At 62.1% G+C, this 11794-nt stretch carries 8 protein-coding genes; 5 read left to right on the top strand and 3 right to left on the bottom strand.

Features of this window, described 5'->3' with window-relative positions; genetic code table 11:
* Nucleotides 1–3: 3 nt before the first annotated feature.
* Both lpdA and H0Z09_RS10045 read left to right on the top strand, forming a co-directional pair.
* Complete coding sequence (gene lpdA, locus H0Z09_RS10050; protein ID WP_186690135.1) at nucleotides 4–1383, top strand: dihydrolipoyl dehydrogenase; 1380 nt, start codon at nucleotides 4–6, stop codon at nucleotides 1381–1383.
* A gap of 202 nt (nucleotides 1384–1585) precedes the next feature.
* Nucleotides 1586–2605: a branched-chain amino acid aminotransferase gene (locus tag H0Z09_RS10045; RefSeq protein WP_186690133.1), complete on the top strand. Its 1020-nt coding sequence runs from the start codon at nucleotides 1586–1588 to the stop codon at nucleotides 2603–2605.
* 72 nt (nucleotides 2606–2677) lie between these two features.
* Here H0Z09_RS10045 and H0Z09_RS10040 read toward each other — a convergent pair whose 3' ends face one another.
* From H0Z09_RS10040 to H0Z09_RS10030, 3 genes are all read right to left on the bottom strand, one after another.
* On the bottom strand, nucleotides 2678–3571 hold the full coding sequence (locus tag H0Z09_RS10040) for a GNAT family acetyltransferase (RefSeq protein ID WP_186690131.1): 894 nt from the start codon (nucleotides 3569–3571) through the stop codon (nucleotides 2678–2680).
* Between the two features lie 74 nt (nucleotides 3572–3645).
* Nucleotides 3646–4929, bottom strand: a complete 1284-nt coding sequence (locus H0Z09_RS10035; protein WP_186690129.1) for a Zn-dependent hydrolase — start codon at nucleotides 4927–4929, stop codon at nucleotides 3646–3648.
* 176 nt (nucleotides 4930–5105) lie between these two features.
* A complete protein-coding gene (locus tag H0Z09_RS10030) occupies nucleotides 5106–6593 on the bottom strand; it encodes an NCS1 family nucleobase:cation symporter-1 (protein WP_186690127.1) in 1488 nt (495 codons plus the stop codon).
* 590 nt (nucleotides 6594–7183) lie between these two features.
* Between H0Z09_RS10030 and hydA the strand changes: the two genes are divergently transcribed.
* The 3 genes from hydA to preA all read left to right on the top strand — a co-directional run bounded on the left by hydA (nucleotide 7184) and on the right by preA (nucleotide 11422).
* Nucleotides 7184–8623, top strand: coding sequence for a dihydropyrimidinase (gene hydA / locus H0Z09_RS10025; RefSeq protein ID WP_186690126.1), 1440 nt, complete (start codon nucleotides 7184–7186; stop codon nucleotides 8621–8623).
* 157 nt (nucleotides 8624–8780) lie between these two features.
* Entirely contained in the window at nucleotides 8781–10148 is a 1368-nt protein-coding gene (locus H0Z09_RS10020; protein ID WP_186690431.1) for an FAD-dependent oxidoreductase, read from the top strand.
* Complete coding sequence (gene preA / locus H0Z09_RS10015) at nucleotides 10148–11422, top strand: NAD-dependent dihydropyrimidine dehydrogenase subunit PreA (protein WP_186690124.1); 1275 nt, start codon at nucleotides 10148–10150, stop codon at nucleotides 11420–11422. Before H0Z09_RS10020 ends, preA begins: the two co-directional genes overlap by 1 nt.
* Nucleotides 11423–11794: the final 372 nt, after the last annotated feature.

Genomic DNA, 11794 nt, shown 5'->3' with positions numbered 1-11794 from the left:
GACATGACTCAGACATTGCAAACGACGCTGCTGATTATCGGCGGCGGACCTGGCGGCTATGTGGCGGCAATTCGCGCCGGTCAACTGGGCATTCCGACCGTTCTGGTCGAAGGCCAGGCGCTGGGCGGAACCTGCCTGAACATTGGCTGCATTCCGTCCAAGGCCTTGATCCATGTGGCCGAGCAATTCCAGCAGACCATACACCACAGCCAGGGCTCGCAACTGGGCATCGAAGTGGACGTGCCAACCCTGGACATCCGCAAAAGCGTGGAGTGGAAAGACGGCATCGTCGACCGCCTGACCACCGGCGTGGCCGCACTGCTCAAGAAGCACAAAGTGCAGGTGATCCACGGCTGGGCCAAGGTGGTCGACGGCAAGACCGTCGACGTCGGCGACCAGCGCATCCAGTGCGAACACCTGCTGCTGGCCACCGGCTCGAAGAGCGTCAGCCTACCGATGCTGCCGATTGGCGGGCCGATCATTTCGTCCACCGAAGCCCTGGCGCCGACTCGGGTGCCCAAGCGCCTGATCGTGGTCGGCGGTGGCTATATCGGTTTGGAGCTGGGCATTGCTTACCGCAAGCTCGGCGCCGAAGTCAGTGTGGTGGAAGCGCAGGATCGCATCCTGCCGGCCTACGATGCCGAGCTGACGCAACCAGTGAATGAATCCCTCAAGCAACTGGGGGTGAAGCTGTACCTCCAGCACAGCGTCACCGGGTTTGCCGACAACTGCCTGCAGGTGCGCGCTCCGAGTGGCGACACCCTGTCCCTGGAAACCGACCAGGTGCTGGTGGCCGTGGGGCGCAAACCCAATACCCAGGGCTGGAACCTCGAAGCGCTGAACCTAGACATGAACGGCGCGGCGATCAAGATCGACAGCCGCTGCCAGACCAGCATGCGCAACGTGTGGGCGATCGGCGACCTGAGCGGCGAGCCGATGCTGGCCCACCGCGCCATGGCCCAGGGCGAGATGGTGGCCGAACTGATCAGCGGTCAATCCCGCGAATTCAACCCGGCAGCCATCCCGGCGGTGTGCTTCACCGACCCGGAACTGGTGGTGGTCGGCAAGACGCCCGATGAGGCCAAGGCCGCCGGCCTGGACTGTATCGTGTCGAGCTTCCCGTTCGCCGCCAATGGCCGCGCCATGACCCTGGAGTCGAAAACCGGCTTCGTACGGGTGGTGGCGCGCCGTGACAACCACCTGATCGTCGGCTGGCAAGCCGTGGGGGCCGGTGTTTCGGAGCTGTCCACCGCCTTTGGCCTGAGCCTGGAAATGGGCTCGCGCCTGGAAGATGTGGCCGGCACCATCCACGCCCATCCGACCCTCGGCGAAGCGGTGCAAGAGGCCGCATTGCGGGCATTGGGCCACGCGTTGCACCTGTAAAACCGCGGCGGGGCCATCGCAGGCAAGCCAGCTCCCACAGGGGAATGCATTCCAAATGTGGGAGCTGGCTTGCCTGCGATGACGGTGGATCACTCGACACAAGTACTCAATGGTCCGCCCACCTGCTCCCACACGGGCCAAGAATGCAGTATTGTTGCGCCCATTCAGTAAAAAACCGACTTGACCAGAGATAGAGGGTGTCATGGGTAACGAAAGCATCAATTGGGACAAGCTGGGTTTTGACTACATCAAGACCGACAAGCGGTTTCTCCAGGTCTGGAAAGATGGCGAATGGCAAGCTGGCACCCTGACCGACGACAACGTGCTGCACATCAGCGAGGGCTCCACCGCCCTGCACTATGGCCAGCAATGCTTTGAAGGCCTCAAGGCCTATCGCTGCAAGGACGGCTCGATCAACCTGTTCCGTCCGGACCAGAACGCCGCCCGCATGCAACGCAGCTGCGCCCGCCTGCTGATGCCGCACGTGTCGACCGAAGACTTCATCGACGCCTGCAAACAAGTGGTCAAGGCCAACGAGCGCTTCATCCCGCCGTATGGCAGTGGTGGCGCGCTGTATCTGCGCCCATTCGTGATCGGCACCGGTGACAACATCGGCGTGCGCACAGCACCGGAGTTCATCTTCTCGGTGTTCTGCATCCCGGTCGGCGCCTACTTCAAAGGCGGCCTGGTGCCCCACAACTTCCAGATCTCCACCTTCGACCGCGCCGCGCCACAGGGCACCGGCGCCGCCAAGGTCGGTGGCAACTACGCCGCCAGCCTGATGCCCGGCTCGGAAGCGAAGAAATCCGGTTTCGCCGACGCGATCTACCTGGACCCGATGACCCACTCCAAAATCGAAGAAGTCGGTTCGGCCAACTTCTTCGGAATCACCCACGACAACCAGTTCATCACGCCGAAGTCGCCGTCGGTACTGCCAGGCATCACCCGCCTGTCGCTGATCGAGCTGGCCAAGACCCGCCTGGGCCTGGACGTGGTCGAGGGCGAAGTGTTCATCGACAAGCTGGACCAGTTCAAGGAAGCCGGCGCCTGCGGTACCGCGGCCGTGATTTCGCCGATCGGCGGCATCCAGTACAACGGCAAGCTGCATGTGTTCCACAGCGAGACCGAAGTCGGCCCGATCACCCAGAAGCTCTACAAAGAGTTGACCGGTGTGCAGACCGGTGATGTGGAAGCGCCAGCGGGTTGGATCGTCAAGGTCTGATCACACACCAGCCACACCACAAAACCCTGTGGGAGCAGGCAAGCCAGCTCCCACATTTGATTTTTGGTGTTTTTAGGATTGAGCAGGAATATTCACCGCAATCTTCTTGCCCATACTGACCCTGGGCTCCACCCCATACCCCAACGCCTCATAGAACCCCACCACCGCCTCATTGCCGCCGGTGATCTGCAGGTTGATCTTCATGCAGCCCAGCGCGGTCAATGCCTGTTCCGCATGCCGCACCAGCGACGAGCCCAGGCCATGGCGCCGATAGCCTGCGTGCACCGCTACCGAATACAGCCAGCCCCGATGCCCGTCGTACCCGGCGAGAATAGTGCCGACTACGGTCTTTTTATCCGTCGCGACAAAGAACAACCCGTCATTGACCGCCAGCTTCTTATCGATCGCCAGGCTCGGCAGGTTATGCGTGGTGTCGTAGCCGAACGCCTCCTGCCACAGTTCAATCACTTGCGCCCGATGCTGACGGTCGCGATAGAGCCCGATAGGGTGCCGGGACAGCAGTGCCTTCTCCATGACCAGGGTACGCTCGTTGCCATGGTAGACATCGCGCACGGTATGAAACCCCAGCCTGGTATAGAACGGCTCGGCGGTCAGCGACGACGGCACGCTCAGCACCGTCACCCCGGCTTCACGGGCGCGCAATTCGATCTCGATCATCAACACGCGGCCGATGCCCTGCCCTTGCAACGCGGGATTGACGAACACCGAGCGCACCACATTCGCGTCGAGGGCGGCAGTGGCGACGATCACCTGATCCTGAACCGCCACCAGCACCACGCGGCGCTTGAGCAGATCCAGCACCGCGTCCGGCGAAAAGCTACGCGCGACCCGAGCAATCACATCCGCCGGATAATCCCGTGCATTGCTGCTGTGCAAGGCCGCCAGGATGACCTGGCTGATCCCCTCGGCATCGGCGGGTTGGGCAAGACGAACGACGGTGGACATGATTGCTCCTGGCTGACGGCAGTTTGGCAAACGTCACAATACCAAGGTGGAAGCTGGCTTGCCTGCTCCCACCTTCAGGCAGCCAGTTTACCGCTGGCAATCGCCGCCGAAGCGGCCACCATCGCCCTTAACAACACCGCACAGCCCGCCGCCAGGTCGTCCGGTGCGGCGTTCTCGATTTCGTTATGGCTGATGCCGCCCTCACAGGGCACGAAAATCATGCCGGCCGGGCCCAGCTCGGCGACGAATATGGCGTCGTGGCCTGCGCCGCTGACGATGTCCATGTTCGACAAGCCCAACCCATTGGCGGCATCGCGCACGGCGTCCACGCAGCCTTTGTCGAAGTACAGCGGTGGAAAGTCCGCCGTGGGCTGCATCTCGAAACTCAAGCCGTGCTTGGCGCAGGTCGCGTCAATCACCGTGCGCACCTGGGCAATCATCGCGTCCAGCCGCGCCGGTTCCAAGTGACGAAAGTCCAGGGTCATGCGCACTTCACCCGGAATGACGTTGCGCGAACCGGGGTAAGCCTGCAGGCAACCGACGGTGCCGCACGCATGGGGTTGATGCCCGAGCGCCGCCGCGTTGACCGCCGCCACCACGCCGGCGGCGCCGACCAGGGCGTCCTTGCGCAAGTGCATCGGCGTTGGCCCCGCATGCGCTTCAACGCCGCGCAGTGTCAGGTCGAACCACTTCTGCCCCAGGGCGCCGAGCACCACGCCGATGGTTTTTTTCTCGTCTTCCAGAATCGGCCCCTGTTCGATATGCGCCTCGAAATAGGCGCCCACCTTGTGCCCACTGACCGGGCGTGAACCCGCGTAGCCGATTGCATTCAGCGCATCGCCCACGCTGACGCCGTCCACATCCACCTTGGCCAGGGTATCGGCCAGGGTGAACTTCTCGGCGAACACGCCCGAGCCCATCATGCACGGAGGAAAGCGCGAGCCCTCTTCATTGGTCCACACCACCACTTCCAGCGGCGCCTCGGTTTCCAGCTTGAGGTCATTGAGGGTGCGCAGTACTTCCACGCCGGCCAGCACGCCGAAGCAACCGTCGAATTTGCCGCCGGTAGGCTGGGTGTCGATATGGCTGCCTGTCATCACCGGCGGCAGGTCGGGGTTGCGCCCCGGGCGACGGGCGAAGATGTTGCCGATGCCATCGATGGTCACGGTGCAACCGGCCTCTTCGCACCACTGCACAAACAGGTCGCGGGCCTGGCGGTCCAGGTCGGTGAGGGCCAGGCGACACACGCCGCCCTTGGGCGTGGCGCCGAGTTTGGCCAGGTCCATCAGCGACTGCCACAGGCGGTCGCGGTTGATGTGCGGGTGGGTGGATTGCAGAACGTCGAGGGCAGCGTTCATGGGGGACCTCCTCAGGCTGGTTTCTTATGGATGACCCCGTTCCAACTGTGGAAAGAAGTCAGAAATGTGGGAGCGGGCTTGCTCGCGAAGGCGATTGCTCAGGCGATATCGACGGTGACTGATACACCGCTTTCGCGAGCAAGCCCGCTCCCACATTTTGATGGCATTCCAAATTTCTATACGGGTGATTTGGCAACAAGCGTGCTCATCCCACGCTTGGCATTCAGCCCGTAATACAACACACCGCCCAACGCCGAACCGGTAAACCAGCCGTAGCTGTAGAACCAGCTGAACGCATCACTGCCCAGGGACAGCAAGGTCAGCACCACCGGCACGCCAAAGGCGATAAAACCACTCCAGTTCCACGCCGGGTATACGTCGTCGCGGTACAGGCCGGCGAGGTCAAGTTGCTGTTTGCGGGTGATGAAATAGTCCACCACCATGATCCCGGCGATCGGGCCGAGCAGGCTTGAATAGCCGAGCAACCAATTGGAATAGACGGTTTCCAGGCTCACATCGGAAACGATCAGGCCGAGTTTTTTCAGCAGCTCATGGCCCATCAACAGCAGCCCGACCAGGCCGGTCAGGATCACCGCCGTGGTGCGATTGATCAGCTTGGGCGCGATGTTCTGGAAGTCATTGGTGGGCGAGACAATGTTCGCCGCGGTGTTGGTGGACAAGGTTGCGACGATGATCAGCGCCATCGCCACGGCCACCCACACCGGGCTTTGGATATGGCCGATCAGCGTCACCGGGTCGGACACGCTCACACCCACCAGCTTCACCGAAGCGGCGGTCATGATCACGCCCAGCGAGGCGAACAGGAACATGGTCAGCGGCAGGCCGAAAATCTGCCCCAGAATCTGGTCCTTCTGGCTTTTGGCGTAGCGGCTGAAGTCGGGAATGTTCAGCGACAGTGTGGCCCAGAACCCCACCATCGCCGTCAGGCCGGCCATGAAGTAACCGGTGAGGCTCGCGCCTTCGGGGCGCTTGGGCGGGATCGCCATCAGCTCGCTGAGGGACACATTCGGCATCGCCCACACCAGCAGGCCGATGCCCACCGCCACCAGCAACGGCGCCGACAAGGTTTCCAGGCGCTTGATCGACTCGGCGCCGCGCAGCACCACCCATAAATTCAGGCACCAGAACACCATGAAGCCAATCACTTCGCCGGTGCCGCCGAGGGACTTCCAGCCCTCGAAAATCGAGCCCAGGAACAGGTGAATCGCCAACCCGCCGAACAGGGTCTGGATACCAAACCAGCCGCACGCCACCAGCGCCCGGATCAGGCACGGCACGTTGGAACCGAGAATGCCGAACGAGGAGCGCAACAGCACCGGAAACGGTATGCCGTACTTGGTGCCGGGGAAGGCGTTGAGGGTCAGCGGGATCAGCACCACGATGTTGGCCAATAGGATCGCCATCAGCGCTTCACCCACCGACAGGCCGAAATACGCGGTGAGCACCCCGCCCAAGGTATAGGTGGGCACGCAGATCGACATGCCGACCCACAACGCGGTGATATGCCATTTGTTCCAGGTACGTTCGTGCACTTTGGTCGGTGCCATATCGTGGTTGTAGCGAGGACTGTCGAGGACGTCGGGGCCGGCGTCGAGTTCGTACAGGCCGTTGCGTTCAATGACTTGCGATCTGTTCTGTTGCATGGCCGCTCCACGGTTTTTCGAATTATTTTTTGCTCATCCAACGCTGTGCGCCGGATGGCCGGAGTACCTCGTAAACAACATGACATCACGGGCCCGGCCAGTCGCCACTGCACTCAATTTCCGTGCCGATCAGCTGCCTCGAACCCGCACCGCTTATATAACTCGCTGATGTTTATCAGCTTTCCGACTGGCCCTTGGGTACTTGTCGCACGCCTCAGGCTGAAGAATGCGGAAGTTGCCGGACGTTCAGGACTCAATCTGGTGCAACACAATTATTTTTATTTAACGGCGCCGTCAAGGGGCATGTCCCAACCGTCTGATTTGCAATAAGAAATATTGCTCAATTGAAGAACCTGTCAAGTGCGTCAAAATGGTGAGCAGGCGCGACATTTTGGTGATTTATAATTTTTATCGTTTTAAATCAAATAGTTAACTTGAATATAAGCATATAAAAAATAGGCTTGCCCAATTGAAAAACTCGGGCTAGTTTCTATTCCTGTCACCGATGACAGGAATCAACCGACCATCGGCAAACAGCATTACAACACTTAGAACTGGCACAAGCCGGTCAAGCCTGTGAGGAACTCGACATGTCGCTGTTGATCCGTGGCGCCACCGTTATTACCCATGATGAAAGTTACCGCGCCGATGTTTTATGCGCAGGCGGTCTCATTCAAGCTATTGGCACGAACCTGGATATGCCCGCCGGCACTGAACTGCTCGATGGCAGCGGCCAGTACTTGATGCCCGGCGGTATCGACCCCCATACGCATATGCAACTGCCCTTCATGGGCACGGTGGCCAGCGAGGATTTTTTCAGTGGCACGGCGGCAGGCCTGGCAGGGGGCACCACATCGATCATCGACTTTGTGATTCCCAACCCCCAGCAATCCTTGATGGAAGCCTTTCATCAGTGGCGCGGCTGGGCGCAGAAGTCCGCCGCCGACTACGGCTTTCACGTGGCGATCACCTGGTGGAGCGAGCAGGTGCGCGAGGAAATGGCCGAGCTGGTCAGCCACCACGGCATCAACAGCTTCAAGCACTTCATGGCCTACAAGAACGCGATCATGGCGGCGGACGACACCCTGGTCGCCAGCTTCGAGCGCTGCCTGGAGCTGGGCGCGGTGCCCACCGTGCATGCGGAGAACGGCGAGCTGGTGTATCACCTGCAACGCAAGCTGATGGCCCAGGGCATCACCGGGCCGGAAGCGCACCCGCTGTCGCGGCCGTCCCAGGTCGAAGGTGAAGCGGCCAGCCGCGCCATCCGTATCGCCGAGACCATCGGTACGCCGCTGTACCTGGTGCATGTGTCCACCCAGGAAGCGCTGGATGAAATCACCTACGCGCGCAGCAAGGGCCAGCCGGTGTATGGCGAAGTCCTCGCCGGCCATTTGCTGCTGGACGACAGCGTCTATCAGCACCCGGACTGGCAGACCGCCGCCGGTTACGTGATGAGCCCGCCGTTCCGCCCACGCGGGCATCAGCAAGCGCTGTGGCGTGGCTTGCAATCGGGCAACCTGCATACCACCGCGACCGATCATTGCTGCTTCTGTGCGGAACAAAAGGCCGCCGGCCGCGACGACTTCAGCAAGATCCCCAATGGCACCGCCGGTATCGAAGACCGCATGGCGCTGCTGTGGGATGAAGGGGTCAACAGCGGGCGCCTGTCGATGCAGGAGTTCGTTGCGCTGACCTCCACCAACACCGCGAAAATCTTCAACCTCTACCCGCGCAAAGGCGCGATCCGCGTGGGCGCCGATGCCGACCTGGTGTTGTGGGACCCGCAGGGCACACGGACGATTTCCGCCAAGACTCACCATCAGCAGGTCGACTTCAACATCTTCGAAGGCAAGACCGTGCGCGGCGTGCCGAGCCACACCATCAGCCAGGGCAAGCTGGTCTGGGCCGATGGCGACCTGCGCGCGGAGCGGGGTGCCGGGCGGTATGTGGAGCGGCCGGCGTATCCGGCGGTGTTTGAGCTGTTGAGCAAGCGGGCGGAGCGTTCCAGACCGGTTGCTGTGAAACGCTGAAAGCGGCCTTCGGCCTATCGCGGGCAAGCCCGGCTCCCACATTTGAACTGTGTGAACCCCATCAAATGTGGGAGCTGGCTTGCCTGCGATAAGGCCGGTCCAGGCGCCCAAAAAACCCAATGCCCGCCAGAGGCAAAAACACCGTGAGGCCAATACCGTGATCCAGACCCTGACCCACCTCCCTCATCCCGTCGAGGACGGCGCAACGCTCGCCAGCCATTTCACCGACCTGGCGCCACCGCTCAATGCCCGGCAGGCCCAGTTGGAAGCCTCGCGCTGCCTGTATTGTTACGACGCGCCGTGCGTGAATGCGTGCCCCAGCGAGATCGACATCCCGTCGTTCATCCGCAGCATCCACACCGAAAACGTCCAAGGCGCGGCACACAAGATTCTCTCGGCCAACATCCTCGGCGGCAGTTGCGCGCGGGTCTGCCCCACCGAGATCCTGTGCCAGCAAGCCTGCGTGCGTAACAACGCCGAAGAATGCGCGCCAGTGCTGATTGGGCTGCTGCAACGCTACGCCATCGACAACGCGCACTTTCGCGACCACCCCTTCCAGCGCGCCGCGCCCACCGGCAAGCGCATCGCCGTGGTCGGCGCCGGACCGGCCGGTTTGGCCTGCGCCCATCGCAGCGCCCTGCACGGCCATGACGTGGTGATGTTCGAAGCCCGCGAAAAAGCCGGCGGCCTGAATGAATACGGGATCGCCAAGTACAAGCTGGTGGATGATTTCGCGCAGAAGGAACTGGATTTCCTCTTGCAGATCGGCGGCATCGAGATCCGCCACGGCCAGCGCCTGGGCGACAACTTGACCCTGAGCGAACTGCACCAGCAATTCGACGCAGTCTTTCTCGGCCTCGGGCTTGCCGCGAGCAAGCAGCTCGGCCTGGCCCACGAGGACGCCCCCGGCCTGCTCGCCGCCACCGATTACATCCGCGAATTGCGCCAGGCCGATGACCTGACCCAACTGCCCCTGGCCGACCGTTGCATCGTGCTCGGTGCCGGCAATACGGCCATCGACATGGCCGTGCAAATGGCCCGTCTCGGTGCCCGCGACGTGAACTTGGTGTACCGCCGGGGTCTGGCGGACATGGGCGCCACTCACCATGAGCAGGCTATCGCCAAGGCCAACCAGGTACGCCTGCTGACCTGGGCCCAGCCGGAAGAAGTCCTGCTGGACGGCCAGGGCCATGTACGCGGCATGCGCTTTGCCCGCACCCGCCTGGAAGCCGGCCGCCTGCGCCCCACCGGCAAAACCTTCGAACTGGCCGCCGATGCGATCTTCAAGGCCATCGGCCAAGGGTTCGACGGCGAAGCGCTGCACGACCCGCTGGCCCAGCAACTGCACCGCGTCGGCGAACGGATCTTCGTTGACGAGCATCTGCGCACCAGTGTCCCAGGCGTGTATGCAGGCGGCGATTGCGTCAGCCTCGGCCAGGACCTCACCGTGCAAGCGGTGCAACATGGCAAGCTGGCGGCAGAAGCCATGCACGCCCAACTCATGCTGAATGTGGAGGCTGCGTAATGGCCGATCTCTCGATTGTATTCGCCGGTATCAAGGCCCCCAACCCGTTCTGGCTGGCGTCCGCGCCGCCCACCGACAAGGCCTACAACGTGGTCCGCGCCTTCGAAGCGGGCTGGGGCGGCGTGGTGTGGAAAACCCTGGGTGAAGACCCGGCGGCGGTCAATGTGTCGTCACGCTATTCGGCGCACTACGGCGCCAACCGTGAAGTGCTGGGCATCAACAATATCGAGTTGATCACCGACCGATCCCTGGAGATCAACCTGCGGGAAATCACCCAGGTGAAAAAGGACTGGCCGGACCGCGCCTTGATCGTGTCGCTGATGGTGCCGTGCGTCGAAGAATCCTGGAAAAACATCCTGCCGCTGGTGGAAGCCACCGGTTGCGATGGCATCGAGCTGAACTTCGGCTGCCCCCACGGCATGCCGGAGCGCGGCATGGGGGCGGCGGTCGGCCAAGTGCCGGAATACGTGGAACAGGTGACGCGCTGGTGCAAGACCTATTGCTCGCTGCCGGTGATTGTCAAGCTCACGCCGAACATCACCGACATCCGCGTGGCGGCACGGGCGGCCTACCGTGGCGGCGCGGATGCGGTGTCGCTGATCAACACCATCAACTCCATCACCAGCGTCGATCTGGAGCGCATGGTCGCGCTGCCGATGGTCGGCACCCAGAGCACCCACGGGGGCTATTGCGGTTCGGCGGTGAAACCGATTGCGCTGAACATGGTCGCCGAAATCGCACGCGACCCGCAGACCCAGGGCCTGCCGATCTGCGGCATCGGCGGCATCGGCAACTGGCGCGATACAGCGGAATTCGTCGCCCTCGGTTGCGGTGCGGTGCAGGTGTGCACCGCAGCGATGCTGCACGGGTTCCGGATTGTCGAAGAAATGAAGGATGGGCTGTCGCGCTGGATGGACAGCCAAGGCTACGCGAACTTGCAGGCATTTTCCGGGCGGGCGGTGGGCAACACCACCGACTGGAAATACCTGGACATCAACTATCAGGTGATTGCGAAGATCGACCAGGCGGCCTGCATTGGTTGCGGGCGCTGCCATATCGCCTGTGAGGACACGTCGCACCAGGCGATTGCCAGCGTGAAACGGGCGGATGGCACGCACCTGTATGAGGTGATCGATGATGAATGCGTGGGCTGCAATCTGTGCCAGATCACCTGCCCGGTGGCGGACTGTATCGAGATGGTGCCGATGGACACGGGCAAGCCGTTTTTGAATTGGACGCAGGATCCGAGGAATCCTTATCGGGAGGCGGTGTAGGGCTTTGGATCGCTATTGCAGCCAACTTTGGGAGGGAGCTTGGTCCCGTGGCGGCCTCTGGGCCGACCATGTCGTTGGGGGGTGAGCGTGTACATATCCGTTGCTGCGGTCACGGCGGCTATTGGTTCCGCCCTTACGGCGGGTCACTTTTGGAAAGAGAAAGAGCCCAAAAGTAACCAAAAGGCTCTTGCCCCACCACTCGGCACCTCGCTTAGGCTCGGTGTGCCCGAACGAAGGCTTGAATCCGTGGGCCGCCGTCATGGGCCATCCTTGGCCCAGGACGGCTAACCCGGCGTCCTGCCGGGTTACCCACGGATTCAAGCCTGCGTTCGGCCAGCGTGGTTGACGGGGCGCCTGAGATCAAGATCAAAA

The organism is Pseudomonas sp. SWRI18 (assembly GCF_014268345.1).
GTDB classification, from domain to species: domain Bacteria; phylum Pseudomonadota; class Gammaproteobacteria; order Pseudomonadales; family Pseudomonadaceae; genus Aquipseudomonas; species Aquipseudomonas cedrina.
This window is presented reverse-complemented; position numbering and strand designations above follow the sequence as displayed.

Coding starts and splice junctions, on each gene's coding strand:
- lpdA (WP_186690135.1), top strand. CDS start 4: ATGACTCAGACATTGCAAACGACGCTGCTGATTATCGGCGGCGGACCT.
- H0Z09_RS10045 (WP_186690133.1), top strand. CDS start 1,586: ATGGGTAACGAAAGCATCAATTGGGACAAGCTGGGTTTTGACTACATC.
- H0Z09_RS10040 (WP_186690131.1), bottom strand. CDS start 3,571: ATGTCCACCGTCGTTCGTCTTGCCCAACCCGCCGATGCCGAGGGGATC.
- H0Z09_RS10035 (WP_186690129.1), bottom strand. CDS start 4,929: ATGAACGCTGCCCTCGACGTTCTGCAATCCACCCACCCGCACATCAAC.
- H0Z09_RS10030 (WP_186690127.1), bottom strand. CDS start 6,593: ATGCAACAGAACAGATCGCAAGTCATTGAACGCAACGGCCTGTACGAA.
- hydA (WP_186690126.1), top strand. CDS start 7,184: ATGTCGCTGTTGATCCGTGGCGCCACCGTTATTACCCATGATGAAAGT.
- preA (WP_186690124.1), top strand. CDS start 10,148: ATGGCCGATCTCTCGATTGTATTCGCCGGTATCAAGGCCCCCAACCCG.